This is a genomic window from Rhodococcus sp. MEB041 (assembly GCF_030208955.1).
Classification (GTDB): Bacteria; Actinomycetota; Actinomycetes; order Mycobacteriales; family Mycobacteriaceae; genus Rhodococcoides.
Window position 1 is genome coordinate 672,692 of sequence record NZ_JARVSZ010000005.1, and the last position, 26,406, is coordinate 699,097.

The window sequence follows — 26,406 nt, forward strand, 5'->3', positions numbered from 1 at the left end:
TTCTTCGTTCTCGCTCAGCGCACGGCACGATCAAGGTTAGACCTTTCGGTCCGCGGCCGTGTGTCCGGATCACCCTTGTGATCGGCTTCACCGGTGTGTGGCGTGGTCGTGCCGTCGCCGGCTGCGTGACCCGCGCCACTCACAGCCGCGGTACGTCCCTCGGTGGTTTCCCAGAGTTCGGCGTAGAAACCGTCCGAGCGCACCAGGTTCTCGTGGGTTCCGCTCTCCACGATGCGCCCGTCGTCGACCACCACGACGAGATCGGCCCGCGCGGCGGTCGCGAGGCGGTGCGCCACGATCACCGATGTCCGACGGGTGGTCACGGTGCGGCCGGCGTCCAGGACGGCTCGTTCCGTCTCCGGGTCCAGGGTCGCCGTCGCCTCGTCGAGCAACAGGATGTCGGGATCGACCAGCTCGGCGCGCGCCAGCGCCAGTAACTGCCGGGTTCCCGCCGCGAGGCCGCGGCCACGTTCTCCGACGGGCGTCGCCATGCCGAGGGGGAGTGTGGCGATGGCGGGCAGTGCCCCCACGGCGCGGGCCGCGCTCTCGATGTCGGCGCGCGTCGCCTCCGGACGCCCGAAAGCGATGTTGGAAGCGATGGTGCCGCTGAAGAGATGCGCCTCCTGCGGAACGACTCCCAGACGTCGGCGGTAGTCGCCGAGCGGGTACGACCGCACGGGCACGTCGTCCACGACGACGTCCCCGGTGGTCGGGTCGTAGAACCGCGCCATCAACTTCACGATGGTCGACTTGCCGGCGCCGGTGCGACCCACCAGTGCCACCGTCGATCCCGCCGGAACGTGCAGGTCGACCGACGTCAGCGCATCCCGCGGAGCCCCGGCGTAGCGGAAGGTGACGTCCTTCAGCGCGATGTCGCCGCGCAGTCGCGGTGGGACCGAGACCGGCGTCGACGACCCGGCCTGCTCGATCGAGCTGCGGGTGCGCAACAGGTCACCGATGCGAGTGAGACCCACGGACGCCTGCTGATAGCCGTCGAACACCTGGGACAACTGTTGGATGGGGCCGAAGAGCAGACCCAGGTACAGCACGAAGGCGACGAGGGCGCCGGCCGAGGTGCGCCCGTCGGCCACGCGGTACGCACCGACGAGGACCACGGCGGCGAGGGCGAGGTCCGACAGGAACGCGATGAACGGGAAGAACACCGAGATGGCCCGTTGCGACCGCATCCGGCTGCGGCGGTACGACTCGGAGCGGGCGAGGAACGAGCGTGCCGCAGCCGTCTGATGCCGGTACGCCTGCGTGACCCGTAGTCCGGTGACGTTCTCCTGGAACTCCGCGTTGACGGCCGAGATGCGCTCGCGTGACGTCGAGTACGCGCGAGCGGAGATGCGGCGGAACACCAGCGTCGCCACCACCAGGATCGGGACGACCGACAGGGCCACCGCGGCGAGGACGCCGTCGGTGAGGATCAAGGCGGCCGACACGCCGACGATCGTCAGGAGGCTGACGACGGCCGTCGAGAGACCCGTCTGCATGAACGCCGACAACGCGTCCACGTCGGTCGTCATGCGGGTCATGATCCGGCCGGACAGTTCTCGCTCGTAGTAGTCGAGGCCGAGACGCTGCAGGTGCGCGTAGCTGCGGACGCGGAGCCCGAAGAGCACGCGCTCACCGGCCCGCGCGGTCACCACCGTCATGGTGCGGACCACGAGCCAGTCGACGATCACCAGCGCAAGCGCGATGCCCGACACCGCCGCGAGGATTCCGGTGGACCTCTCGGCGACACCGTGGTCGACGGCGAACCGCACGATCGACGGGAAGGCGATGGTGACGGCCGAGTCGAACGCCAGGCAGACCATGACCACCGCGAGCAGTCCGGCGACGGGGGCGAGGGTGCGCCGCAGGGTGAACGTCGACTCGTCCCGCCGAGCCGTCGCGGTGTCGACGCGCGGGTCCTCGTCGGCCGGGGCGAGTCGGGTCAGGATCTCGGTCATGGCCTCGGTGGGCACGGCGCCGCCGAGTGACGACGCCATGTGACCGCCCGGGCCGGGAGGGCCGCCGGCAGCCGCGCCGTCCGCGCTCGCGCGGGAGGCGGGTGAGGACGCGAACTCGGTGGAGTCGCCGTCGTCCGGCCACAGCGAGTCGGCGGGCACGTCGTCCTGCGCCGGCTCGGACTTCTCGCCTGCGCCGGACATCAGCGCGCGGAACAGGGGGCAACGCTCGTCGAGTTCGGCCTCGGTGCCGATGTCGACGATGCGCCCCCGGTCCAGGACGGCGACGCGATCGGCCAGCGCGAGCGTCGACCTACGGTGCGCGAGCAGCACCGTCGTCCGGCGTGGACCGGAACGCAGCCGGTCGAAGATCGCTGCCTCCGTGCGGGCATCGACGGCCGAGGTGGCGTCGTCGAGGACCAGGACGCGCGGGGAGGACAGCAGGACCCGCGCGAGCGCGATGCGTTGGCGTTGGCCACCGGACAGCGAGAGCCCGCGCTCACCCACCGTGGTGTCGTAACCGTCGGACAGGTCGCGGACGAAGTCGTCGGCCATGGCGCGCGTGGCCGCGTCGCGGACACTCGCCTCCGACGCGTCGGGGGCACCGAGGGCGATGTTGCGCGCGACGCTGGAGGAGAACAGGAACGGATCGTCGAACGCGACCGACACCGCCGCGCGGAGGTCGTCGGCGGACAGGTCGGCGATGTCGACGTCGCCGATCTCGGACGTGAGCACGATGCTGCCCGACGACGGTCGGTAGAACCGCGGCAGCAGCATGGACAGGGTCGACTTGCCGCTGCCGGAGGGGCCCACCACCGCCACCGTCTCGCCCGGCGCGACCGTGAGGTCCAGTCCGTCGAGCACGGGGGCGTCGGGGTCGAAACCGAATCGGACGTCGCGCAGACGCAGCCCCAGTGGTCCGTCCGGGATCGGTACCGGATTCTCGGGTTCCTCGTGCGCCGGCCGGGTGTCGATGACGCCGTACACCCGTTCGACCGCGGCACGGGACAGCTGGGCCATGACCACGACGGACGTGAGTGTCCGGGTCACGGCGGCCATCGTGGCGACGTAACTCGCGAAGGCCAGGAACGTGCCGACGGTGATGGAACCGGACAGAGCCGACCACCCACCCAGGGCCACCACACCCACCAGACCGAGCTGCGGCAGCGCCGCCATGCCGGGGGCGAATCGGGAGTTCACGACGGCGGCACGCAGGCGCTCGGCGTACAGCCGCCGGCCGATGCGCTCCAGCGTGTCCACGGCACGCGATTCCTGGCCGAAGCCCTTGACCACGCGCACGCCGGTGACCGTCTCCTCCACGTGCCCGGCCAGTTCCGCGGCCTGCTGCTGGGCCGACCAGGTGGCCGCGTACAGCGTGGGGCGCATGCGGACCACCAGCACGCTGATGGCCGGTACGACGGCGAGCGCCACCAGGGTGAGCAGCGGCGACAGATACGCCATCACGCCGAGAGCCAGGACGAACTGCAGCAGGGCGCCCGCCGACAACGGGACCATGGCGAGCAGACCCTGCACCAGCTGCAGGTCGGTGATCGAGCGCGACACCACCTGACCGACCTGTACCTCGTCCTGCCGCTCGCCGTCGAGGCGGTGCAGCGACGCGAGCAGGCGTTGGCGCAGTCCGTGTTGCACGTCGATGGACAGGGCGCCGGCGAGGAGGCGCCGCCCGAACTGGCACGCGAAGCGGACGACGGCCAGTCCCGCGATGGCCGCGGCGATGGTGGCGATGTGGTCGGTGCGGCTGGCCGCCGCGCCGTCGACGGCGGCGCGGGTGAGGAGGGGGAACATGATGTCGATGGCAGCGGCCACGAAGGTCACCGCGAGTGCGCCCACCGCGACGCGGCGATGAGCGAAGCAGTCCGACGCCAGCCTGCGGATCCACCCTCGCGAATCGGGAGTGCTCACGTCACGTCTCGGCGAGTGGTGCGCAGCCACCCGGCTCCGGCGATGCCGATGGTCCACAGCAGCAGTCCGATGACGGCAGCGGAGAACGGAAGCAGCATGTCGCCGTCCGTCCCCTTGTCCGCTGCCATGATCGCGACGGTGGTGGCTCCGGGGAGCAGGGCGGCGACCGCCTCCGCGCCGATGCCGCTGAGCACCGCGATCACGACGAGCTCTCCGATCGGTAGCCACGCGACCACGACGATCGCCGCGATGGCAGGGGAGCCGGTGAGCAGCCCGAGCCCGCAGCCGAGGACACACCACAGCGCGGAGACGACGATGCCGAGAAGACAGACCGCGATCACCAGTCCGTCGTCCACCACTGTGTTGCCCCCGAACAGTGCGAGCGACGCCACGCTGACGAGGACGGACACCACGGCGTACGCGGCACCGACGGCGGCCGAGACGAGAATCCTGGCGGCCACCACCTGACCGCGACGCGGCGCGGCGAGGAAGGTCGTGGACGCGGCGCCGTGGCGCAGGTCGGTCGCGGCGTGCACCGCGCCGAACACGGCGGCGAACAGCACCGACACGCCCACGGTGACGTACAACCCGATGAGAGCGGCGACGCGATTGGCGTCGTCGACGCCGGTGAGCGCGTCCGACGACGCGATGGCGGCGTACACGGCGCTGGCGAATCCGCCGATCAGCACGGGCGGTAGACCCAGTGCCCACCACGACCGCAACGATCCGACCCGGCGGATCTCCGATCGGAGCAGACCGCCTGCCGTGGGGCTCATCGCCGAGCTCCGGTGAGGGCGGGATGCGGACCGACCGGGGTCGTGAGGGACAGGTAGATCTGCTCGAGGTCCACGGCGGACACCACGGTTCCGTGGACGGTCACCCCGGACGCGAGCGCCGTCGACCGGATCACGGCCTCGCCGACACCGGTGACCACGAGTCGGCCGTCGGGACCCAGCACGGCGTCGGTGTGGCCGGACGCGGCGAGGCCCAGTGCCAGGGCGGCGGGGTTCGAACTGTGTACCAGGATTCGGGCGGGACGGGTACCGCGGAGCTCACCGATACTGCCGTGGAAGACGACCGAGCCGCGGTCGAGGATCACGACGTGGTCGACGATCGCCTCGAGCTCGCGAACGACGTGGCCGGACACCAGAACGGAGCCGCCCGCACGAGCGAATCCGCGCAGGAAGTCGCGGAGCCACACGATGCCGCCGGGGTCGAGACCGTCGGTCGGCTCGTCCAGCACGAGGATGCGAGGTGTGCCGAGCAGTGCCGCCGCGAGCGCGAGGCGCTGCCGCATCCCGAGAGAGAACTCGCCGACGCGGCGACCGGCGACGTCGTGCAGACCGACGAGTGCGAGCACCTCCTCCACGCGTGAGTCGGCGACACCGAGGACGGGCGCGAGAGTGCGCAGGTGTGCGCGCGCCGTGCGGCGGGGGTGCGCGCCGCCGCCGCCGAGCACGGCACCGACGGCGCGGCCCGGCTCGACGAGTGCCGCGTACGGCAGGCCCTCCACCAGCGCCGCACCCTCGTCGGGCTGCACGAGCCCGAGGAGCATTCGCAGCGTGGTCGACGTGCCGGAACCGACGGGTCCGAACAACCCGGTCACCGATCCGCGCGGTACGACGAACCCGATCCGCGCGGCGGCGACCGCGGTTCCGTACGTCTTGGTGAGGTCACGCGCCTCGAGCGCGTGTCCGGGGCTCGTCTCGGTGGTGACGTGCACGCGTCAGGCGTCCGGCTCGACGACGCCCGGTGCGTCCTGCCACCGCGCCGGCGGCGGCCCGAAGGCGTCCCGTGCATTGGTGACGACGCCTTTGCCCAAGGCGCGGTTGCCGGCTCCGCCGATGACGGCTCCGATGCCCGCGGGCAGCAGCGTGCCGAGCATGACCGCCCCTCGCTTCGCGGCGTACTTGGCGACGAACTTGCGGACGAGCCGCTTGTTCAGACTGCCGAGGTTCGCGCCGGGGATCCCGGCGGTGAGCACGCGGCCCACGTTGCCGCGGCCCAGTGTCCTGCCGACGATCTCCCGGCCGGACTCACCGAGAGCGACCGCCAGCACCAGCGCACGCCGCTGTTCGTGGTCGTGCACGGCGATGCCGTGGACAGCGGCCACCGACAGGGTGAGCAGTGCGGAGGCCTCGACGAAGAAGGCCGTCTCGGTGCCGACGGCAGCGACCGACGCGACGGTGCCGATGCCGGGCACCGCGGCGGTGGCCCCGGCAGCCCCGCCGCTTCCCGTCACGGCGTTCAGGAACGTCTTCTCCAGGCGACCGATGATCTGCGCCGGCGACTCGGTGGGATGCGCGCGGCGAATTCGCCAGACGTACTTCTCGACGGCGGGGCCCTGCAGTCGGCTCCCGTTGTCGAGGATCGACACCAACGCCTTCTCGACGCGTCCTGGATCCTCGGCCATCGATCGGTCCTCCTCGTCCGCAGTGTGTGCACGAATGCCGGGCGGCCTCGCTCGTACCGTTCTACCGTGTGCCCATGACAGCCGTGTCGGACGGCGCGACCGCGGTGCCGTCGCGGGCCCTCCGCGGCCTCGTGCGTCGCTACGAGGGGTACCGCCTCTCCGGCTTCGCGCCGGGCTCGCACGTCGGCATGCCGTCCGTCGACCTGACGATCATTCTGCCGATCGGGCCACCGCTCACGATCTCCCGCACCGCGATGGCGGATCAGCGGCCGGGGGAGTTCGGTGCCCTCGCGTCGGGTCTGGGGACCGAACCCGTCGTGATCGAGCACGACGGCGAGCAGCATGGTGTCCAGATCACGGTGACGCCGGCGGGGTGCCGCGCGCTGCTCCACGTCCCGCCCGCCGAGTTGCGCCAGTACATCGTGCCGTTGGAGGACCTGCTCGGGCGCGATGCCGCTCGGCTTCTCGACGGCGTGCACGCAGCGACCGGATGGCGTGAGGCATTCGCGCTGCTGGACCGCACGCTGTGCGCGCGACTGGGCCGGGCCCCGCAACCGGATGCCCGGCTGGAACGGGCGTGGGCGCGGACCACCGGCCCCACCGCGATGTCGGTGGAGCAGGTCGCCGCGGAGGTCGGATGGAGCCGTCGACGCCTCGAGACCGCGTTCGCCTCCGAGTACGCCGTCACGCCGCGGGACGCGGTCCGGCTGGGGCGCTTCGCCCGAGCGCACGCGATGCTGCGGGTGGCCGAACCGCCCCGGCTCGCCGAGGTGGCGTCGGTCTGCGGCTACTTCGACCAGGCACACATGGCACGGGACTGGCGCGCGCTGGCGGGATCGGCGCCCTCGGTGTGGCGTGCGAACGAGGTGTTCGCATCCGTACAAGACGAGCGCACCTCCGCGGCGACAGGATCGACGGCATGACCGAGACACAGCACACCGAGACCACCCCGACCGTCGTCTGGCCCGCACTCCGCTACGACGACGCGCGTGCCGCGATCGCCTTTATCGTCGACGTCCTCGGCTTCACCGAGGCCGCCGTGTACGGCGAGGGGGAGCGCGTCGACCACGCCGAGCTCGTCCGCCCCGGCGGCGGAGCCGTCATGCTCGGCTCGGCGCGACCGGACAGCACCATCGCGGGCCTGCCGCCCGGAGTCGGCGCCGTCTACGTTGCCGTGGGACAGGACGAACTGACGCGACTGCACGATCGCGCGCGCGAGGCCGGCGCCCGTATCGTGGAACCCCTGCGCGACGAGGACTACGGCGGCCAGGGTTTCACCTGCCGCGATCCCGAGGGGGTGCACTGGTCCTTCGGCACCTATCGGGGCCATTCGGGCTGAGGGTGCTCCGCGCCTGTGGACGGCTGGTTTGGCCTGCTCGCTCCGACCCGGTAACATGGAACGTCGGTGCGTTCACGCGTGCCTGCACGAAGTGTGGTTACGAGACGTCAATCAGGTGTGCAAACCAGGATCGCGGAGGATATGGCAAAGAAGGACGGCGCAATCGAGGTCGAGGGCCGAGTAGTCGAACCCCTGCCCAATGCGATGTTTCGCATCGAGCTGGAGAACGGTCACAAGGTGCTCGCTCACATCAGCGGCAAGATGCGGCAGCACTACATCCGCATCCTCCCCGAGGATCGCGTCGTGGTCGAGCTGTCTCCCTACGACCTGACACGCGGGCGGATCGTCTACCGCTACAAGTAGTCAAGAGTCCCCGGTTCCTCGCGAGCCGGGGATCAACCATGTCCGAGGTTCGGCGCGTTCGCGCGTGATCCTCGGACGCGACCAGGAGATCGAAAAGACGTGAAGGTCAAGCCGAGCGTCAAGCCGATCTGCGAGAAGTGCAAAGTGATCCGCCGTAACGGCCGGGTCATGGTGATCTGCGACAACCTGCGCCACAAGCAGCGTCAGGGCTGATCAACCCCCCTCTCGAAGATCTACTTGGCTCCACATGCCAGAAGAAGACCTCCCAGCACCAGCTGCCCACACGCGGGTAGTACACCCCCGGCCGCGGAGGCCGGGGCCCCGAGCACCACATGTATGGGGACGGACTGGGAGCAGACCTCCGCACGAATGAAGGAAAACGCCACATGGCACGTCTAGCCGGTGTGGATCTTCCGCGCGAGAAGCGCATGGAGATCGCACTCACCTACATCTACGGCATCGGCCGTACCCGTTCGCAGGAGATTCTCTCCGCCACGGGCGTCAGCCCCGATCTCCGGAGCAAGGACCTCACCGACGAGGACCTGACCAAGCTCCGCGAGTACATCGAGGAGTCGCTCAAGGTCGAGGGCGACCTGCGCCGCGAGGTGCAGGCCGACATCCGTCGCAAGATCGAGATCGGCTGCTACCAGGGCCTTCGCCACCGTCGTGGTCTGCCCGTCCGTGGACAGCGCACGAAGACCAATGCGCGCACCCGTAAGGGACCGAAGCGCACCATTGCCGGCAAGAAGAAGGCGAAGTAATGCCCCCGAAGTCACGCACCTCCGGTCCGAAGAAGACCCAGAAGACGCGCCGCAGGGACAAGAAGAACGTCCCGCACGGCAGCGCTCACATCAAGAGCACGTTCAACAACACGATCGTGTCGATCACCGACCCGTCGGGCAACGTCATCTCGTGGGCGTCCTCGGGCCACGTGGGCTTCAAGGGCTCGCGCAAGTCGACTCCGTTCGCCGCTCAGCTCGCTGCCGAGAGTGCCGCGCGCAAGGCGCAGGAGCACGGCGTCAAGAAGGTCGACGTCTTCGTGAAGGGTCCCGGCTCCGGCCGCGAGACCGCGATCCGTTCGCTCCAGGCGGCAGGCCTCGAGGTCGGCACCATCTCCGATGTCACCCCCCAGCCGCACAACGGCTGCCGTCCGCCCAAGCGCCGTCGCGTCTAGCGGGAAGGAAGTAACAGAACATGGCTCGTTATACCGGACCCATCACCCGCAAGTCGCGTCGACTGCGCGTCGACCTCGTCGGAGGCGACCAGGCCTTCGAGCGTCGCCCGTACCCGCCCGGCCAACACGGCCGCGCGCGTATCAAGGAGAGCGAGTACCTGCTCCAGCTGCAGGAGAAGCAGAAGGCACGCTTCACCTACGGCGTCATGGAGAAGCAGTTCTCGCTGTACTACAAGGAAGCGAACCGCCTCAAGGGCAAGACGGGTGAGAACCTGCTCCGCATCCTCGAGACGCGTCTCGACAACGTCGTCTACCGTGCGGGCCTCGCTCGCACGCGTCGTCAGGCACGCCAGTTGGTCACGCACGGCCACTTCTTGGTCAACAACAAGAAGGTCGACATCCCCAGCTACCGCGTCTCGCAGTACGACATCATCGACGTCCGCGAGAAGTCGCTGAGCACGCTGCCTTTCCAGATCGCCCGCGAGACCTACGGCGATCGTCCCGTTGCCGGTTGGCTGCAGGTCGTTCCGAACCGTCTCCGCATCCTGGTCCACCAGGAGCCGGAGCGTTCGCAGATCGACATCCCGCTGACCGAGCAGCTCATCGTCGAGTACTACTCGAAGTAAGGCGCTTCGCGCCCCGTGCGCCTTTCGCGTATCTCCGGATACGCAAAAGGCGCACGGGGCCGTAGGCCACATCCCGAGCGTCAAATAGCGGACGCTCTTCCCAGGAGGACATCAATGCTCATTTCTCAGCGACCCACGCTGACCGAAGAGGTCATCGCTGACAACCGCTCGAAGTTCGTCATCGAGCCCCTCGAGCCTGGCTTCGGGTACACCCTCGGCAACTCGCTTCGCCGCACGCTTCTCTCGTCGATCCCCGGCGCTGCTGTCACCAGCATCCGTATCGACGGCGTTCTGCACGAATTCACCACGGTCCCCGGCGTGAAGGAGGATGTCACCGACATCATCCTGAACCTCAAGGGTCTCGTCGTGTCTTCGGAAGAGGACGAGCCGGTCACCATGTACGTCCGCAAGCAGGGCCCCGGCACTGTCACTGCAGGCGACATCGTTCCTCCGGCCGGCGTCACCGTGAACAACCCGGATCTGCACATCGCGACCCTGAACGACAAGGGCAAGCTCGAGATCGAGCTAGTCGTCGAGCGTGGCCGCGGATACGTTCCGGCTGTTCAGAACAAGGCGTCGGGCGCCGAGATCGGCCGTATCCCGGTCGACTCGATCTATTCGCCCGTGCTGAAGGTGACCTACAAGGTGGAGGCCACCCGCGTCGAGCAGCGCACCGACTTCGATCGGCTCGTTCTCGACGTGGAGACCAAGAACTCCATCACCGCGCGGGACGCGCTCGCCTCGGCGGGCAAGACCCTGGTCGAGCTGTTCGGGCTTGCCCGTGAGCTCAACGTCGAAGCAGAAGGCATCGAGATCGGACCCTCGCCCGCCGAGGCCGATCACATCGCATCCTTCGGTCTGCCGATCGAGGATCTGGACCTCACCGTCCGGTCCTACAACTGCCTCAAGCGCGAGGGTGTTCACACCGTCGGCGAGCTGGTCGGCCGTACCGAGTCGGATCTGCTGGACATCCGTAACTTCGGACAGAAGTCCATCGACGAGGTCAAGGTCAAGCTGCACTCGCTCGGCCTCTCGCTCAAGGACAGCCCCGCGACGTTCGATCCGAGCACTGTCGCCGGATACGACGCCGCCACCGGTACCTGGAGCGACACCGACACCGCCGTGAGCGATGCCGACGGCGCCGAGCAGGACTACGCCGAGACCGAACAGCTCTGACGCACTCGCGTCCCGAGCTCTTGATCAGGAGAGATTGACATGCCCAAGCCCACCAAGGGTCGCCGTCTCGGCGGATCGGCGTCGCACCAGAAGGCGATTCTCGCCAACCTGGCCACGGCGTTGTTCGAGCACGGACGGATCACCACCACGGAGTCGAAGGCCAAGCGCCTCCGCCCCTACGCCGAGAAGATCATCACGCACGCGAAGGCCGGCTCGCTGGCTCACCGTCGTGAGGTCATGAAGGACATCCGCAACAAGGACGTCGTTCACACTCTGTTCGCAGAGATCGGCCCGCACTTCGCCGAGCGCGCAGGCGGCTACACCCGCATCATCAAGACCGTCCCCCGCAAGGGTGACAACGCTCCTCAGGCCATCATCGAGCTCGTTCGCGAGCAGACGGTGTCCAACGAGGCGGACCGTGCTCGTCGTGTCCAGGCATCGCAGGCCGCGCCTGCCGCCACGAACGACGAGACCGCCGCTGACGAGGCTGCATCCGATCAGAACGTCGTCGAGGCCGTCGAGGCCGAGGCAACCGACGCTCAGGTCGAGAATGCAGACGCCGTCATCGAGGGTGTCGAGGCAGAGGACGCTCACGCGGCCAACGCCGATGAGGCAGACAAGAAGTAAGAGTGTCCACTACGGACTCCCTGGACGAGCCCGCCACCCTCACCGGTGGCGGGCTCGTTCGTTTGCGTCTCGACATCGCCTACGACGGCACTGCCTTCGCCGGCTGGGCTCGACAACGCGACCAACGGACCGTGTGCGGTGTGCTCGAGGAGCGACTGTCCGCCATCTTCGGTACCCCACTCGATCTCACCGTGGCCGGGCGGACGGATGCCGGCGTGCACGCCGAGGGCCAGGTCGCCCACGTCGACGTGCCGCGAACCGCGTTGGCCCGCATCGATCCTCGCGATCCCGACCGCGCACCCGACCCGTCGTTGCTGGTGCGGCGACTCGCGCGTTTCCTGCCGACGGACGTCCGCGTCCTGCGTGTGACGTTCGTGTCCGACGATTTCGACGCCCGGTTCTCCGCACTGCGGCGGCACTACGAGTATCGATTGTCCACCGCGCCCTACGGAACTCCGCCCCTCCGAGCGGGTTTCGTGGTGCCGTGGACCCGCACACTCGACGTGGCGGCGATGCAGGAGGCATCGTCGACCCTCGTCGGCCTCCACGATTTCGTCGCCTTCTGCAAGCGCCGTGACGGTGCCACCACCGTGCGGGAGCTGCAGCGCTTCGACTGGGTGCGGGACGGCGACGATCTCACCGCGCACGTGAGCGCGGACGCGTTCTGCTGGTCGATGGTGCGTTCCCTGGTCGGGGCGATGCTGGCTGTGGGCGAAGGACGCCGTGACCTGACGTGGGTACGCGGCCTGTTGTCCAGCGATGCCAGGTCCAGCTCGATCACCGTGGCCCCTGCTCACGGGCTGTGTCTGGTGCGCGTCGACTACCCGGCAGAGGATCGGCTGGCGGAACGCAACGTGACGACGCGAGCGACGCGGTCGATGCCCGGCGGCTGCTGCGGTTAATCTCGGCGGTATGGCACCAGTTCTCGGCGTGATCATCGGCAGTGTCCGCGAAGGGCGAATCGGTCCGACCGTCGCGGCGTGGTTCGTCCGGCAGGCCGTCGCCGACGGCCGGTTCGAGGTGCGGGTCCGAGATCTAGGGGACGACGACGGCGGTTTCACACAGTGGGTCGGGGAGTGCGACGCGTTCGTTCTGGTGACGCCCGAGTACAACCACGGGTACTCCGCAGCGCTGAAGGGTGCCCTCGACTTGGTGAAGTACGAATGGCGCGGCAAGCCTGTGGGTTTCGTGTCCTACGGTGGCTCGGCCGGGGGAGCGAGAGCTGTGGAACAGCTGCGACAGGTCGTCGCCGAACTTCACATGGCGTCGGTGAGAGACGCACCGCTGTTCGCGCGCGTGAAAAAGGCCTTCGACGAGAACGGTGACACGACTGACGGAGCCGCCATGGACGCCGCCGCTCGCATGATCGACCAACTGTGGTGGTGGCGTCGGGGCGACGCGTCGACCTACCCGGGTACGTGACTTCGCTGACGGATACTCGTTCGCGGACGGCCGATGGCTTCCGTTTCCGCGGCAGTGGTCACCAGGCGTAGAGCGATACTCCGGTGCCCGACGGTGACGACGACATGATCGCCGATCGAGTCCGCCTGGTCGTCCTGGATGTCCGCGTCGCCGGATCGTCGGTCGGTATCGACGTGGAGGACAGTGGAACCGGTGGGAACGGGCCGGACGGAGGGATGGTCCGCGACGACGAGGTCTGCGTCGTGACCCTGCGAGGATTCGACCGCGACCACGCTCAGCGTTCCGGAGTCCGCCACGGACGCAGCGAGATGACGCCACGCGTGGTGACGATCGGTGACGACGACGACGGTCGCACCGATGGCCACTGCGCGGAAGACGATCTGATGCACCAGGTACAACTCCGCCCGCACCCTGATCGACCGAATTGCAGGCCCGTAGACGCGCATGGCGACCGCTGATCCGTGTCCGTCGACACCGAGTATCTGACCGCAACCCGCGACAGGAAACACCAACGGGCCCTTTGGTGCAAGATTCAGAGGTGACCAACCAGCGAAAGCGTCGTCGCCAGGCTCTGCCGGGAACCGCCGTGGGCTACATGCGCTGCTCGACGGACGAGCGGGCGGTCTCGAGGCTTGGACTGGAGGCGCAGCGAACCGCCATCCTTGAGGGCGCTGCGAAGAAGGCGTGGCGTGTGGTTGAGTGGCACGTTGCAACGGCGGTGTCTGGCCGGGTTCAGGTTCACCGACGGCCCGTCTTCCCTCTGGCGTTGGCGACCCTCGACGAAGGCCGAGCGTAGCGGCTGATGGTCGCGCGTTTCGATCGAATTGGGCGGGATGCAGGAGACGTCTTGAACCTAGATCGCGATCACCCGGGCGCGATCTACATTTGCGACAGGGACCTCGATAGTTCGAATTCGAACGATCGCCTGCAACTGGTGGTTATTGCGGGTGTCGCCGAGAATGAACGAGCCAAGATCGGCGAGCGAACCGAAGCTGCGCTCGCTGCCAAGTAAGCGCGGGGTGAACGTGTAGGGGCGCCACAGGTGCTCCCGGACGAGTTGGTCACTCGGATAATAGGCGAGCGTCGTGACGGCTCGACCCTGCAAGCCATTACAGACCGTCTCATCGCCGACGGTGAGCCAGCGGCTCGTGGTGGGCGCTGGCAGCCCAGTGTCATACGCAAAGTCTTGATCAGTCAGCGCGCAGTCGAACTCCAGGAAGGTCGCAGTTATGGACAATGATCAGCTTTGGATCGAATCGAACTGGCCTGCAACCACGATCGACGGCACTCCAGTCGTCGTTTCTGGCACTTGCGAACTCTTGAGGCAATCTGATGGATCCCTTATTCTGACCGGTTCCACTGGATCAGTCGGGGCCCGGCCTGAGGACTGTGACTATTTTGAGTTCATCGTGGACTCAAAGGATGTCGCGAGATTGCGCAGGTTCCTCCTGCAGTGATCTCCGAGGCCGGCCACGTGCAGAACATCTCCCCGGTCCTTATGCTGATACGTCGGAACAGCATGCCTGTAATTTGTTGCGTCGTAACGAGGTAGGTTCATCACATGCTCGGATCGCCTTCGGAGGTAGCCGCCCTGGTCGTCAGCGTGCTTACGGCACTTGGCTTACTGGCCGGCCTGAGCGAAACGAGGCGCCTAAGACGGCGGGCAGACTTGTTGAAGGAAGCAGCAGCAGGACTGCCAGAAGGTGCTCCGCAACGACCGGCGATCGCGAACCACTACACCGCGACAGTTGCTAGGTTGCTTGCTCGGCAACTGTTCGGTGTGTGGAGATATGTGTGGCCGTGGATTCCCGTGATGGCGATCGCTTATATGGGTTATGACCTGAGTTATCGGGGTGTCATGTATGCGCATAAATACGATGGGTTCAGCTTCGACACGTTTGTCATCGACGTCCTTGGAACGCCGGATGTTGCAATTATGCTCCCTGTCATCGTGCTGATATTTGCTCCGATCGCCGTTCAACTATTTGTCGTAGCTTGCGTTGATAGGGCCGCCGCTGCCGTAGAATTCTATGAGTCCGGCACCTTGCGGCTACGTCCACTCCAAGATCAGAAGCCCGTTCCGAGCGCAGATACGGAACCCCCCAAAGTTGACACATTCTCGCGGGCGGGAATTGCTTCGGGCATGAAAAAGGTCAGACAAGGAATTGGCGCGTGGTGGCTTTTGGTCAGTCCCATCCTATTTTTCTACGCATCAGCGTCGTTGATCGGATCATTCATTGCTGCACGCCGAACCGGTGATTCAAGTTTTGCGCTTACGGATCCGTTTGTCAGGTATTTTAACCTGGGCCTGATTGCGCTTCTGGCAGTAACGATAATTTCGTTCTTATCTCTGGGGATGGAAGTCAATAAAGAGTTGCGTCGGTTAAGGGCGTTCTTGGAGTATCTGCCCTCGACGACTTCGGAACCCAAACGTCCTCAGGGCGACACACCCTCTTCGAGGATGGTCGGCCGAAGTCCGCTTTCTGCTAGGTCAGCACGCGTCTGGACCCTGGGAGCTGGCGTCGCGTTAACAGCTTTCGTTATAGGTAAGAGAGCGAACAGCATTCATGAACTTGTTCGCCGTAAGTCCTGAAGCCAACCGTGCGTTGTCAATTGAAGTCTTGATTCAATGTTCCTTGTCGGAAATATTGGTTGATTCTCTCTCGGCGGCTTCCATGACTGCGCGGACGCTAGTTGGATCGCCACGTGCGAGTAATTTTAGGGTTGTCAGTTTCGCGTCCATTGCCGCTTGCAGATGGGGCGTTGCATTGGAACGGTTCTTTTTGACAAGACGAACTGCGCGGCGGTAGTTAACTTCGCGTTTTACATAATGGACCGCAAGCACGTACCAAACTCTAATCTGCCGAAGAGGAATTACAATACGGCCCTTATAAAAGTTTTTCACTCGTAGACGCCGTATGCGGCGTACTAAGTCCCGAATTGTTTCTTCTGCATCGATTCTGGCTACGTTGCACGCTTCAACCGTCGTCATGAACTTTGTGTCACACGCAATGTCCGCCGACCGGTCGCGTATTGACGCGGCGATGTCGAAGACGTCTCCAACGCCGGGCACCCACTGCTTGCTGATAAGTTTGGCCTTTGGATAGTGCAGTCCCGTTGGTGCCCTTAGCTCCGAAAACAAAGCGAAGATGAGGCGATCGGCGGCCATAGTGTTCCGGAATGAGAAGTGGGATATGAAGCCCGCGCCGAATTCGAGCGCAATAAGGCCCCATACGAGCCAGCTACGCCCGTCGCGAAGAAGTAGAAGCATTGCCAGCGATGCTGCGACCATTACAGTCGCGAAACTGAACGTTGGAACACGCCGACGGATTGTTCTCGGATACTCAAGGAGGAAGGCCAACCTCAGAACGGCGTCGTCCGAATTACGCCTGAGCTGAGCCCAGCCCGCCACGCCGCGATCCACTTTGTCGGACAGTTCTAGAGCGACCTTTGCTCTAGTCTCCAAGCGACTCCGCTCAGAATATGCCTTGAACGCTGCAGGCAGGCCGACAAGCGCTGCAACCGCCACTATGGCAATTTGGATCACTTGGATCAGGGGCACCAGTACACACTAGCGAGCCGCCTCGTCATGCGCTCTAGGGTGCATTTTCCGCTGTTCGATTGGACTCGACTCGGCGCCGCATGTCGCCGCGGTGATCACCAACCTGTCCGAGGAAGCAGGAATGGTCGAGAGGATGCGGGACGCCCTCGCGGGCGAGATGAGCCGCCGACAGGAGTTCCTGCGATCGGTCGGGAACTTCGCGAACGTGTCCGACTACTCCAGAGCTCGCCTCTCCGGCGCACCGCTGGCTCCGTTGCCCGCGCTCTTCGTGGTGGTCGACGAGTTCTCCGAATTAATCAGTCGTTTCCACGAATCCGCGGATCTCTTCGTCGCGATCGGAAGGTTCGGGCGGTCGTCCGCTAGCGGTGGGCCGACTAGCGTTGCGCCAACCTTGATCCATTCAAACCACCAAATCATTTCAAGTCCTCCTCTAGGAACTTTTCTGGCTCCTGCTTTCTAAGAGCGTTAACGCGTTTATTGAACTCACGGCGGATGGACTCAAACCCAGCCTTATTGTGAAAAGAAAATTCTAGTGCGCCAACCTCAAACTTTGTCATGGCTTGGAGGTCGCCACGAACTTCTGTCAGAATCGTGCGTGCAGAATTGAAGTTTGTAAGGTGTGTGTCCGTTGCTGGCTGCCTAGCGGGTAAAGCATATAAAGCGTATCGCTGCAGATCAATGCTGAAAAGCGCAATGTCGAAGCATAGATCTGCGTAAGGCTTGGATGCTATGAGGCCAAAAATTGTTTGCGCAGAGGTGAGTTTGGATACTGCCGTCCCCAACTGTTCAAAACGCGCGTGTTCATCTTGACCAATCATCGTGCGTGGCTATCTCCCGCGTGAGGTTTTCGACATCGTCGAGACACTGGTAAAAAGCAATCGCAGCATCAGTTAGTTGCGTGCGACGCCAGTTCTGAAGGTCGCGGGATGTTGCGTCAAGATGCGTCTTTTTCCATCCTAGGTAAACGAAAAATACGCCCAGTGCCGGACCGGCGAGAGGGAAGTATGGGGTCACTGCACCGAGGACAGTCGAGTACGAGTATTGCAGTACGGCTGAGCATAAGGAGATGACGCCTCCGGCGGTTACCAATGCGGCTGACACGACCATTTGTTTTTCAGTGCTTATTCGGGGCATGGCGGCATGTTTCTATTCCAATTCAACGCAGCGACACTTTCAAAGATTAAGCCGTCTGATTCGTGACAGGGTTGACGATCCAGAATATCGGGCGTTTTTTCAAACCGTAAGACCTCTTTACCTGGCTCGATTAGTGTCGTCCACCTCACATCCGAACTCAGCGTGACGGCTGTTATGTCGCTATTATCCGAGAGTTTGACCTTCTCGGTGGTTAACCAAGGGGTTGGAGTCCATATGGCCATAGCGACAATTATTAGAGTTAGTGCGACGGAGGTAACAACTTGCTCTTTTGTCGGCAAAACTTCATTTGACCTCGTTTTATTTCTGGTATAAGCGCGTCGTTGTAGAAGTTCGATCACGGTAAATCCGAGTGGTATTACAATTGCCCACAAGATTGGGCAATACAACATCGGGACTATGGTGAGAGCCAGAATGATTGTCAGGGTCACCGCGTTCATATGGTACGCACGTCTGTCATGGTTTACGAAGTATCGGGCTAGGAAGAGCGATCCCGCGAAAACTATAGCCATGGGTGCGTATGGCAAGATGACAGCGTAGGCAAGTGAGAGCAGATTGAGAGACTGGGCCACTGCATTCATTGCCTGAGGGTTGCCGCCCGTAAACCTAAGTATTTTGGAACCAGCGATGAACGCTATGACCGCACTCAGGACGACCACGGGGTTGCGCTGAATCCAACGCCACAATTTAGCGTTGGTCTCATTTTGAGTCTTGTCATCGCCGGTACGAGGTCGGAACGCTCGGTAGTGCGACGCGCGTCTACTACCTGGCTTGTGCCGACGATGCATTCCAGGATTGTAGTTCGTAGGCCGGTGACCGGTTCGTAGAAGCCGTAGCCCAGTGGCTTCAACGGTGGACTCCATACATGAGCCAACAGGCTCTAAGTCGCTCTCGGCTCCATCGGAGACGCGATCAAGTCCAGCGGGACGGCGAACGGCGCGTCGGACGACGACAACACGCGTTCGGTGACCGCTGCCGGCGGATCACTCAACCTCTGACCGACCCACACGATCGACGGAAAGGATCTATGGCCAGGAGGTACGTACTCGGAGCGATCGATCAGGTCACCGGCCAGATCAACGCGAAGTAGGCCACGCTGAACAGCAAGCTGGACGAGCTGCGTCATGTGATCTCGCCGCTCGTCGCGGACTGGGAAGGTGCCGCGTCGGAGTCCTACCAGGACAAGCAGCGGCAGTGGGACTCGGCGGCGCTCGAGCTCAACCAGGTCCTCGAATCGGTAGGACGCGCGGTCGGGCAGGGCAATGCCGACATGCAGGCTCGTGAGGCGGCCAATCGGGGGATGTTCCCCTGACGTGAAGGAGGGCGTGGCGGAGAACCGGGGTGTGGGGGGTGTCCGGTTCTCCGCTACGTCCTGCGTTCGGAGGATGATGGAGGTCGACATGACCGATCCGCCGTATGCCCAGCCCGCCGACAAGGCACGCGCACGCGCGCGTGTCGCATCCGAACGCGCTGCGACCGAGGCGCGCATCGTCTCTCTCGCGCGTCAGCACCAGACCATCGTCGAGGGATCCCGGTGGACCACCGACGACGACGAACACGACCCCGAGGGCTCGACCATCGCCTTCGAGCGCGCCGCCATCGCGTCCATGTCGCGGGAAGCTCGCGACGAACTCCGCGAGCTCGACGACGCGGAGCTGCGCGTCGAGCGGGGAACCTACGGAGTGTGTGAAGTGTGTGGGGGAGCCATCGCGGAGGCGCGGCTGGACGCGCTGCCGACGGCGCGGCGGTGCATCGACTGCACCTCTCGTCGACGGTGACGGTTCAGGGTTCGACCTGGGGGTTTTGACCTGCCAGTACGTGGGCCGGTAAGGTACACCGTTGGCGTTCGGTACATCGAGTCGTCATGCACGACCGATACCGGTCCCTCGGGTCTCCACTGGCCGCCGAGACGATCGACCACGCGCCTGGCCAGCACCATCAGCGATGAGACAAGGAAGTTCTGTGTCCACGTACAGCCAAAAGGCCGGGGATGTCACCCGGACCTGGCACGTGATCGATGCCACCGACGTCGTTCTCGGCCGCCTCGCAGTCCAGGCAGCAACTCTGCTGCGTGGCAAGCACAAGCCCACGTATTCCCCCAACCTCGACGGCGGAGACTTCGTCATCGTCATCAACGCTGAGAAGGTCGCGATCAGCGGCAACAAGCGGACCGACAAGTTCCACTACCACCACTCGGGCTTCCCGGGCGGTCTCCGTGCGCGCAGCATCGGTGAGGTTCTGGACAAGAACCCCGACCGCGTCGTGGAGAAGGCCATCAAGGGCATGATCCCCAAGACCAAGCTCGGCAACCAGATCGCCGGCAAGCTCAAGGTCTACGCAGGTCCCGATCACCCCCACACGGCTCAGCAGCCCGTCCCGTACGAGATCAAGCAGGTGTCCCAGTGACCGCTCCCGAAGAGAACGTCGTGACCGAGACGGCCGAAGAGACCGTCCCCATCGGTGACTCCGTCGAGATCGCCGACGAGTTCGTCTCCGTCGAGGAGCCCGAGGTCGTCGCCGACATCGAGGCAGCCGCTCGTCCCGCCATCTACATCGATCGCCCCGTCACCACGGTCGGTCGTCGTAAGGAAGCCGTCGTGCGCGTGCGCATGACCCCCGGCTCGGGCGACTTCAAGCTCAACGGCCGCACCCTCGAGGACTACTTCCCCAACAAGGTGCACCAGCAGCTCATCAAGTCCCCGTTCGTCACCGTCGAGCGTGCGGACGGCTTCGACATCGTCGCCCTCCTGCACGGTGGCGGCCCGTCCGGCCAGGCAGGCGCCCTGCGTCTCGCCATCGCCCGTGCCCTCATCGAGGTCACCCCGGACGATCGCCCCGCCCTCAAGAAGGCCGGCTTCCTCACGCGTGACCCGCGTGCCGTGGAGCGCAAGAAGTACGGCCTGAAGAAGGCTCGTAAGGCATCGCAGTACTCGAAGCGCTGATCTCAGCACTTCTGGAGAAGCAGGCGCTCCGGCTGGTCCTCGGACCGCCGCGGGCGCCTGCTTCGTGTCACGGCACCTGCATTCGCTCCACCTGCTCGGAAGAGGTAACTGTCATGGCCCGGTTGTTCGGTACCGACGGAGTTCGGGGACTGGCGAACGAGGAGGTGACGGCAGACCTCGCACTACGACTCGGCCGTGCCGCCGCAGCGGTGCTCGGCGAGGTCGCCTCGTCGACCACCCGCCCCCTGGCCGTGGTGGGACGGGACCCGCGCGCGAGCGGCGAGATGCTCGAAGCCGCGATCGTGGCCGGACTGTCCTCCGCCGGAGTCGACGTCCTCACGGTCGGTGTCGTCCCCACCCCGGCCCTGGCCTACTTGACCGACGACTACGACGCGCAGCTCGGCGTCATGATCTCCGCATCGCACAACGCGATGCCCGACAACGGCATCAAGTTCTTCGCGGCCGGCGGCCACAAGTTGGACGACGACCAGGAGGACCGCATCGAAGCGTTGCTCGACGCGCCCGCCACGGGCCCCGTCGGTGCCTCCATCGGCCGCGTGCGACAGGCCCCGGACGCCCTCGCCCGCTACGAGAGCCATCTCGCGACCATCGTCACCCGACGCCTCGACGGCATCACCGTCGTCGTGGACTGCGCTCACGGAGCCGCCTCGACCGCCGCGCCGGACGCCTACCGCGCCGCGGGCGCGACCGTGATCGCCATCAACGCAGACCCGGACGGCCTCAACATCAACGACGGATGCGGGTCCACTCACCTCGACGTGGTGCAGAAGGCCGTCGTCGAGCACGGCGCAGACCTCGGACTCGCCCACGACGGCGACGCGGACCGCTGTCTCGCAGTGGACGCGAGCGGCGCCGTGGTCGACGGGGACGCGATCATGGCGATCCTCGCGATCGCGATGCACCAGCGCGGCGAGCTTCCCGACGACACGCTGGTCGCCACCGTCATGAGCAATCTCGGACTTCACATCGCGATGCGTGACGCCGGAATCACGGTGCGCACCACCGCTGTCGGCGATCGCTACGTTCTCGAAGAACTGCGCGCCGGCAATTATGGACTCGGCGGTGAGCAGTCGGGGCACATCGTCCTGCCCGCCTTCGGCACCACCGGTGACGGTGTGCTGACGGGCCTGCAGATCATGGCCAGAATGGCCGAGACGGGACGCACCCTCGAGGACCTCGCGTCCGTCATGCGCACGCTGCCCCAGGTGCTGATCAACGTGCCCGTGCAGGACAAGTCCGCCGCGACGTCGGCTCCGCTCGTGCAGGATGCGGTGACCCGTGCAGAGGACGAGCTCGGACGAGAGGGGCGAGTGCTGTTGCGTCCCTCGGGAACCGAGCAGCTCGTCCGCGTGATGGTGGAAGCGGACACTGCAGACACCGCCCGCCGGCTCGCCGACCACATCGCGGATGTGGTCGGCGCCGTCTGACGTCTCGGCCCGTCAGCCGATGAGGGCCTTGAGCTGCTCCACCTGACTCACGCGGCCAGCGGTGTCGGCTGCGATGGGGTGGATGTTCAGTGTGGTCACACCCGCGGACTCGAAGGCGGCGAGGCGCTCCTTGACGTAGCTCTCGGTGCCGATCAGCGAGATCGACCGGACCAGCTCGTCGGGAACGGCGGCCGTGGCCTCCTCCTTCTTGCCGGCCAGGTAGAGGTCCTGGATCTTCTCTGCCTCCGCCTCGTACCCGTACCGCACCGCGAGGTCGTTGTAGAAATTCTTGCCCTTGGCGCCCATGCCACCGATGTAGAGCGCGAGCTGGGGCTTGATCCACGGAAGGAACTGGTCGGCGTCGTCGCCGATGGCCACGGCGGGGCTGGCGTAGACGTCCAGCTCACCCAGAGACGGGTCGCGTTTCGCCTTACCGGCCGCGAGCGACTCGCCCCACACCGACTCGGCCTTCTCCGGATGGAAGAAGATGGGCTCCCAGCCCTGGGCCAGCTCGGCGGTGAGCGCGACGTTCTTGGGTCCGAGTGACGCGATGACGATCGGAATGTCGGCTCGCACAGGATGATTGATGAGCTTGAGGGGCTTGCCCAGACCCGTGCCCTGATCGGCGGGCAGCGGAATCTGGTAGTACTTGCCCTCGAACTGCACCTTCTCGCGGCGCCACACCTGGCGGCAGATCTCGATGATCTCTCGGGTGCGGCCGAGCGGGGCGTCGTATTTGACGCCGTGGAATCCCTCGATCACCTGGGGGCCGGACGCGCCGATACCCATCACGAATCGTCCGCCGGAGACGTAGTCGAGACCGGCGGCAGTCATCGCGAGCAGCGACGGCGTGCGGGTGTAGATCTGGAAGATGCCCGACGCCAGCTGGATCGTCGAGGTCTTCGCCGCGAGGAAGCCGATCTGGCTCACCGCGTCGAACGAGTACGCCTCGGGAATGAACGCGATGTCCATTCCCGCCCTCTCCAGGGCCCCGACCTCCTCGACCGTCTCGCTGAACCCGCCCGAGTAGTTCAATTGCATACCGATGCGCATGGGGCTCCCTGATCGCCGAAGTGTGTGTTACTCACCTGTGAAATCGGAGGTTACCGGTCCTACCGGCCGTGCCCACCGACGGCTGCCGTTTCGCGGGAACGCGGGGAAGCGGCGGTGCGTCTGATCTGTGGGGATCGCGCTCTCGAGCATCACTTCGGAAGGGACGACATGGCCAGTGGAACGTCGCGAGGCGGAACGACGCTGGACGAGGGGGCAGCCCGGGCGGCGATCGCGGCCCTCGAGGAGTCCGCGACAGCCGTACGAATGTCCGCCGAGCGCGGTGTGGGCGGTCTGTTCGGTGTCGAGTCGGCGGGCCGGAACCACCGGGCGGAGGCGGCCGCCCTGCAGGACAGCCTCGGGCGGTTGTCGGAGGGCCTGCGGTCCTGGTCGGACGCCACCGCTGCGACGTCGGCCGCCCTGCGGGCGTCGATCGACGGCTCGGTGTCGCTCGACGATGTCACCGCCCTGCGCGTCGCGGCGCCGGGTGTGCCGGCACAGCGAGGTGACCGGTGACCGCACCGGTGCCGTCGACGATCGACGGTCTGCTGGATCTCGGGAGTGAGGGCCTGACGTTCTTCGCGACGTTCCTCCCGCTGGTCGGAGCGAGCGGCGCGCCGATGACCACGACCCACGTCGCGCTCTGCGCTCGCTACGACGAGCAACGCGGACTCGACACCGAGGCTCTCCGGGCTGACGCCGACCGCCTCGGCGTCGCGGCGGCCGAGGCGCGCGCGGAGATCGGGCGTCAGTCCGACGCAGCGGAGTCGTTGGGGCAGGCCTGGTCGGGAGATGCCGCCGACGCCGCGCTCGACCTCCTTCGACGGCAGTGCGCGAGGTCGGCCGGCCACGCCGATCAGCTCGAGGCGATCGGTTCAGCGATGGCCTCCGCGTCGGCGGGGTTGCACGCGATCGTCGAGGACAAGTCGATCGCCGCCTCCGCGTTCCGCACCGACCACGTGGGCGGTCGCGATGCAGCGCAGGTCGCGGCCACCATCGCCGGAGCCGGAGGTGCATCCGCACCCGACGCGGTGCGGACGCTGGCCTCGGTGTTCCCGGGCCTCGAGGCGATGCTGCTGTCCGCGTCGGATCCCGGCCGGCGGCAGGCCGAGGTCCTCGAACCGGTCGCAGCCCGATGCCGAGAGTGGTTGGACACCGTGTTCGTGCCCGCGATGACCGAGCGTGTGGCCGCATTCGAGGAACTGTGCACCTCGACGGAGACCGCCGTGTCCGAGATCTACGCGGCACTCTGCGCCGCTGCGGCGGACATCGACGGCTCGCCGTGGCCGAGTGGTCACCGGTCCGTCGAGGACGACGCGTGCGAGTGTGTGCCGGCGGAAGGCACCGCGCCGGCTGCAGCGACCGCGCCGGCGTCGGTGACGGCGCCGGCCGCTGCACCAGAGCCGCCGTCGCTCGCCGTCGCGCCCTCTCCTGTGGTCGCGGAGCCGCCCACGACGCTGCCTGTCGCTCCCGTCGAGGATCGCTCACCGCTCGCCGAACTGATCGGTCGGGCGGTGCGGGACGCGGTGACCGAGGTGGTGTCGACTGCGGCGCCGTGCGACCCACCGCCCGCCGAGGCGCAGATCTCACCGGAGGCGGCGCTGACTGCGCCTGCCGAGAACGTCGAGCGCGGTCACCTCGAGGCGGAGCTCGACGGTCGCGGGGTGAGTGTCGCCCTCGGCGCGGACGGGGCCGTGGACATCCGCACCCACGACGCGGCGGGGGAGTCCCACCACTTCGCTCTCGCTGCCGGGCCTCTCGGACTGCCCGTCCTCACCGAGGTGATGGACGAGGCGGCGCCGCAATCGGAACAGCCGTCGGAGCCGTCGTCCGAGACCCCGGACACAGCGGAACGGGACGAGCCGCATCGGGAGGCAGTCGAACAGGACGCAGCGGATGAAGGGCTCCCGGTCGTCGAGGCCCCGGTCGTCGAGGCCCCGGTCGTCGAGGCCCCGGTCGTCGCACCACCGGTCGTCGCGCCACCGGACTGCATTCCCGCTGCTGCGGAATCCGGCGGTGTCACGGAACCCGGTGTGCTGCAACCGGACACAGACCCGAGCGGTGAGGCAGCGACGGTCGGCGAGCCGGCGCGACCCGAGATCGCGGAAGCCGGTCCGCTGTGAACTCGCAGAACACCGCGGACATCATCGACGCCGTCGTGCGGGAGCACCGGCGGGCGACGCGACGTGTGCGGACCCGCCTCGCGGCCATCGACGAGGAGGCTCGGAAGCGCTCGGAGGCCGCGCGGGTGGTGCCGCGTCGCGCCGGAGTGATCCTGCGATCGCCCACAGAGGCGGTGGCCGGCGACGAGGCTCCGCCGGCGGCGCCTCAGCGACCGGCGAGGTGGCTCAGTTGACGGATCGCGCTGACCTTCTTGGGGGCGTCCGCGGTCGGCGCGTTCGGGTCGACCACCTCGGTGCCCTTGACGACGGCGTCGGGATCGGAGAAGTCGGAGTACGTGTCGTCGCCCGCGAGGCGGTGCAGGAGGAAGCCGGTGAGCAGTGCCTGCACCGAGCGCCGAGTCTTCGGCTGGGCGTTGCCGACGCCGAGGAAGCTGAGCAGCTTCCGGCCCTCGACCATGCCGTCACCTTCCGACTTGTCGATCACGCGGAGCAGGGTGGGGCCACCGAGCGCATCGGCGAGCGCGACGGGCTCGGCGGTGAGGGAGTTCAGTTCGGAGGGACTGCCGAGAACCAGAGCGGGCGCCGTGACCGCGTCGGCGATGCCGGGCGACAGGGCGCGCGGAGAGGTGGGCGCCGGATAGAGCGCACCGAGAGCGGCGACGTCCGATCGCTGAGCCGCGGCGATCACCGCGGCGCCCGCGCCCATGGAATGGCCCACCAGGCCGAGCTTGGCGGGGTGCACGCTGATGTCGCCGGTGCCGAGACGGATGCCGGTGCACACGTCGAGCGCGACGAGGAGATCCTGCGCCAGGGCACTGTGGGAGGGCACCGGTCCGCGCTGCGTGTTCGGCGCGACGACGACGATGCCCCACGACGCGAGGTGCCGCAGCGTGGAGTCGTAGTGCGAGGCGCCGGTCATCCAGCCGTGCGCGAAGGCGATCGCCGGCAGTCCCGTGCCCTCACTGGGCGTGTAGATCACACCGGGCAGGCCCGCGAGAGCGAGGTCACCGCGCAGCACGCGATGGGGACCCCGCTTGGTCAGGTCGGCGACCAACTTCTGCGTCTTCGGCACAGCACTGACCGTAGTCGACGCGGCAGTTCGCCATGCCGTCGA

General features: G+C 66.3%; 29 protein-coding genes and 2 pseudogenes. 22 read left to right on the forward strand and 9 right to left on the reverse strand.

Annotation, left to right across the window (positions count from 1 at the left end; all coding sequences use genetic code 11):
* Positions 1 to 14: 14 nt before the first annotated feature.
* Genes QRN16_RS17340 through QRN16_RS17355 form a run of 4 tightly spaced genes read right to left on the reverse strand, consistent with a single transcriptional unit; the run spans position 15 to position 6,288 of the window.
* Entirely contained in the window at positions 15 to 3,875 is a 3,861-nt protein-coding gene (locus tag QRN16_RS17340; RefSeq protein WP_285188496.1) for an ABC transporter ATP-binding protein, read from the reverse strand.
* Positions 3,872 to 4,651: a hypothetical protein gene (locus QRN16_RS17345; protein WP_285188498.1), complete on the reverse strand. Its 780-nt coding sequence runs from the start codon at positions 4,649 to 4,651 to the stop codon at positions 3,872 to 3,874. Before QRN16_RS17345 ends, QRN16_RS17340 begins: the two co-directional genes overlap by 4 nt.
* Positions 4,648 to 5,598: an ATP-binding cassette domain-containing protein gene (locus QRN16_RS17350; protein WP_285188500.1), complete on the reverse strand. Its 951-nt coding sequence runs from the start codon at positions 5,596 to 5,598 to the stop codon at positions 4,648 to 4,650. Before QRN16_RS17350 ends, QRN16_RS17345 begins: the two co-directional genes overlap by 4 nt.
* 3 nt (positions 5,599 to 5,601) lie before the next feature.
* The gene (locus tag QRN16_RS17355) at positions 5,602 to 6,288 is read right to left on the reverse strand and encodes a hypothetical protein (protein WP_056442559.1); all 687 of its coding nucleotides are present in this window, start codon (positions 6,286 to 6,288) and stop codon (positions 5,602 to 5,604) included.
* 74 nt (positions 6,289 to 6,362) lie between these two features.
* Here QRN16_RS17355 and QRN16_RS17360 point away from each other — a divergent pair, with 74 nt between their 5' ends.
* From QRN16_RS17360 to QRN16_RS17410, 11 genes are all read left to right on the forward strand, one after another.
* Positions 6,363 to 7,211: a helix-turn-helix domain-containing protein gene (locus QRN16_RS17360; protein ID WP_056442636.1), complete on the forward strand. Its 849-nt coding sequence runs from the start codon at positions 6,363 to 6,365 to the stop codon at positions 7,209 to 7,211.
* A complete protein-coding gene (locus QRN16_RS17365) occupies positions 7,208 to 7,627 on the forward strand; it encodes a VOC family protein (RefSeq protein WP_285188504.1) in 420 nt (139 codons plus the stop codon). Before QRN16_RS17360 ends, QRN16_RS17365 begins: the two co-directional genes overlap by 4 nt.
* 141 nt (positions 7,628 to 7,768) lie before the next feature.
* The gene (gene infA / locus QRN16_RS17370; RefSeq protein ID WP_005140011.1) at positions 7,769 to 7,990 is read left to right on the forward strand and encodes a translation initiation factor IF-1; all 222 of its coding nucleotides are present in this window, start codon (positions 7,769 to 7,771) and stop codon (positions 7,988 to 7,990) included.
* Positions 7,991 to 8,089: 99 nt separating this feature from the next.
* Complete coding sequence (gene rpmJ, locus QRN16_RS17375) at positions 8,090 to 8,203, forward strand: 50S ribosomal protein L36 (RefSeq protein ID WP_009679193.1); 114 nt, start codon at positions 8,090 to 8,092, stop codon at positions 8,201 to 8,203.
* Between the two features lie 173 nt (positions 8,204 to 8,376).
* Positions 8,377 to 8,751, forward strand: coding sequence for a 30S ribosomal protein S13 (gene rpsM / locus QRN16_RS17380; RefSeq protein WP_027503825.1), 375 nt, complete (start codon positions 8,377 to 8,379; stop codon positions 8,749 to 8,751).
* Positions 8,751 to 9,164 carry a 30S ribosomal protein S11 gene (rpsK, locus tag QRN16_RS17385; RefSeq protein ID WP_027503824.1) on the forward strand — a complete coding sequence of 138 codons (414 nt, stop codon included), beginning with the start codon at positions 8,751 to 8,753 and terminating at the stop codon, positions 9,162 to 9,164. The genes rpsM and rpsK overlap by 1 nt, the downstream gene beginning before the upstream one ends.
* Before the next feature lie 20 nt (positions 9,165 to 9,184).
* On the forward strand, positions 9,185 to 9,790 hold the full coding sequence (rpsD, locus tag QRN16_RS17390) for a 30S ribosomal protein S4 (protein ID WP_027503823.1): 606 nt from the start codon (positions 9,185 to 9,187) through the stop codon (positions 9,788 to 9,790).
* A gap of 114 nt (positions 9,791 to 9,904) precedes the next feature.
* Positions 9,905 to 10,966 (forward strand): DNA-directed RNA polymerase subunit alpha, encoded by a 1,062-nt coding sequence (locus tag QRN16_RS17395; RefSeq protein ID WP_027503822.1) that lies wholly within the window; start codon positions 9,905 to 9,907, stop codon positions 10,964 to 10,966.
* Between the two features lie 39 nt (positions 10,967 to 11,005).
* Positions 11,006 to 11,593 carry a 50S ribosomal protein L17 gene (gene rplQ / locus QRN16_RS17400; RefSeq protein WP_027503821.1) on the forward strand — a complete coding sequence of 196 codons (588 nt, stop codon included), beginning with the start codon at positions 11,006 to 11,008 and terminating at the stop codon, positions 11,591 to 11,593.
* Between the two features lie 62 nt (positions 11,594 to 11,655).
* Positions 11,656 to 12,495 carry a tRNA pseudouridine(38-40) synthase TruA gene (gene truA, locus QRN16_RS17405; protein WP_350310218.1) on the forward strand — a complete coding sequence of 280 codons (840 nt, stop codon included), beginning with the start codon at positions 11,656 to 11,658 and terminating at the stop codon, positions 12,493 to 12,495.
* 10 nt (positions 12,496 to 12,505) lie between these two features.
* On the forward strand, positions 12,506 to 13,015 hold the full coding sequence (locus QRN16_RS17410) for an NADPH-dependent FMN reductase (protein WP_285188558.1): 510 nt from the start codon (positions 12,506 to 12,508) through the stop codon (positions 13,013 to 13,015).
* On the opposite strand, the gene QRN16_RS17415 is transcribed toward QRN16_RS17410, so the two are convergent.
* Positions 13,000 to 13,461: a hypothetical protein gene (locus tag QRN16_RS17415; RefSeq protein ID WP_285188560.1), complete on the reverse strand. Its 462-nt coding sequence runs from the start codon at positions 13,459 to 13,461 to the stop codon at positions 13,000 to 13,002. The genes QRN16_RS17410 and QRN16_RS17415 overlap by 16 nt on opposite strands.
* Positions 13,462 to 13,610: 149 nt before the next feature.
* Here QRN16_RS17415 and QRN16_RS21820 point away from each other — a divergent pair.
* Positions 13,611 to 14,027, forward strand: a pseudogene (locus QRN16_RS21820) (recombinase family protein).
* A 549-nt stretch (positions 14,028 to 14,576) separates the two neighbouring features.
* On the forward strand, positions 14,577 to 15,608 hold the full coding sequence (locus QRN16_RS17425) for a hypothetical protein (RefSeq protein WP_285188563.1): 1,032 nt from the start codon (positions 14,577 to 14,579) through the stop codon (positions 15,606 to 15,608).
* A 33-nt stretch (positions 15,609 to 15,641) separates the two neighbouring features.
* Here the strand turns inward: QRN16_RS17425 and QRN16_RS17430 are convergent, their stop codons facing one another.
* Entirely contained in the window at positions 15,642 to 16,577 is a 936-nt protein-coding gene (locus tag QRN16_RS17430) for a hypothetical protein (RefSeq protein WP_285188565.1), read from the reverse strand.
* 58 nt (positions 16,578 to 16,635) lie between these two features.
* On the opposite strand from QRN16_RS17430, the pseudogene QRN16_RS17435 reads away from it, so the two are divergent.
* A pseudogene (locus tag QRN16_RS17435) lies at positions 16,636 to 16,932 on the forward strand (hypothetical protein); the annotation flags it as partial.
* Between the two features lie 58 nt (positions 16,933 to 16,990).
* On the opposite strand, the gene QRN16_RS17440 reads toward QRN16_RS17435, so the two are convergent.
* Positions 16,991 to 17,395, reverse strand: coding sequence for a hypothetical protein (locus QRN16_RS17440; RefSeq protein ID WP_285188567.1), 405 nt, complete (start codon positions 17,393 to 17,395; stop codon positions 16,991 to 16,993).
* 1,430 nt (positions 17,396 to 18,825) lie between these two features.
* Here QRN16_RS17440 and QRN16_RS17445 point away from each other — a divergent pair.
* The 5 genes from QRN16_RS17445 (at position 18,826) to glmM (ending at position 22,119) form a co-directional block, all read left to right on the forward strand.
* Positions 18,826 to 19,041: a WXG100 family type VII secretion target gene (locus QRN16_RS17445; protein WP_285189014.1), complete on the forward strand. Its 216-nt coding sequence runs from the start codon at positions 18,826 to 18,828 to the stop codon at positions 19,039 to 19,041.
* Between the two features lie 88 nt (positions 19,042 to 19,129).
* On the forward strand, positions 19,130 to 19,507 hold the full coding sequence (locus QRN16_RS17450) for a TraR/DksA family transcriptional regulator (protein WP_285188569.1): 378 nt from the start codon (positions 19,130 to 19,132) through the stop codon (positions 19,505 to 19,507).
* 184 nt (positions 19,508 to 19,691) lie between these two features.
* Entirely contained in the window at positions 19,692 to 20,135 is a 444-nt protein-coding gene (rplM, locus tag QRN16_RS17455) for a 50S ribosomal protein L13 (RefSeq protein ID WP_027503810.1), read from the forward strand.
* Between the two features lie 50 nt (positions 20,136 to 20,185).
* The gene (gene rpsI / locus QRN16_RS17460; RefSeq protein WP_371831715.1) at positions 20,186 to 20,671 is read left to right on the forward strand and encodes a 30S ribosomal protein S9; all 486 of its coding nucleotides are present in this window, start codon (positions 20,186 to 20,188) and stop codon (positions 20,669 to 20,671) included.
* Between the two features lie 113 nt (positions 20,672 to 20,784).
* Entirely contained in the window at positions 20,785 to 22,119 is a 1,335-nt protein-coding gene (gene glmM / locus QRN16_RS17465) for a phosphoglucosamine mutase (protein ID WP_285188573.1), read from the forward strand.
* 12 nt (positions 22,120 to 22,131) lie between these two features.
* Here glmM and QRN16_RS17470 read toward each other — a convergent pair whose 3' ends face one another.
* Positions 22,132 to 23,172 (reverse strand): LLM class F420-dependent oxidoreductase, encoded by a 1,041-nt coding sequence (locus QRN16_RS17470; RefSeq protein WP_285188575.1) that lies wholly within the window; start codon positions 23,170 to 23,172, stop codon positions 22,132 to 22,134.
* A 168-nt stretch (positions 23,173 to 23,340) separates the two neighbouring features.
* On the opposite strand from QRN16_RS17470, the gene QRN16_RS17475 reads away from it, so the two are divergent.
* Genes QRN16_RS17475 through QRN16_RS17485 form a run of 3 tightly spaced genes read left to right on the forward strand, consistent with a single transcriptional unit; the run spans position 23,341 to position 25,525 of the window.
* Entirely contained in the window at positions 23,341 to 23,685 is a 345-nt protein-coding gene (locus QRN16_RS17475) for a hypothetical protein (protein ID WP_285188577.1), read from the forward strand.
* Positions 23,682 to 25,292 carry a hypothetical protein gene (locus QRN16_RS17480; RefSeq protein WP_285188579.1) on the forward strand — a complete coding sequence of 537 codons (1,611 nt, stop codon included), beginning with the start codon at positions 23,682 to 23,684 and terminating at the stop codon, positions 25,290 to 25,292. Before QRN16_RS17475 ends, QRN16_RS17480 begins: the two co-directional genes overlap by 4 nt.
* The gene (locus QRN16_RS17485) at positions 25,289 to 25,525 is read left to right on the forward strand and encodes a hypothetical protein (RefSeq protein WP_222627333.1); all 237 of its coding nucleotides are present in this window, start codon (positions 25,289 to 25,291) and stop codon (positions 25,523 to 25,525) included. Before QRN16_RS17480 ends, QRN16_RS17485 begins: the two co-directional genes overlap by 4 nt.
* Here the strand turns inward: QRN16_RS17485 and QRN16_RS17490 are convergent.
* A complete protein-coding gene (locus QRN16_RS17490; protein ID WP_027503804.1) occupies positions 25,498 to 26,364 on the reverse strand; it encodes a dienelactone hydrolase family protein in 867 nt (288 codons plus the stop codon). The two genes, QRN16_RS17485 and QRN16_RS17490, sit on opposite strands and share 28 nt — an antisense overlap.
* Positions 26,365 to 26,406 lie beyond the last annotated feature (42 nt).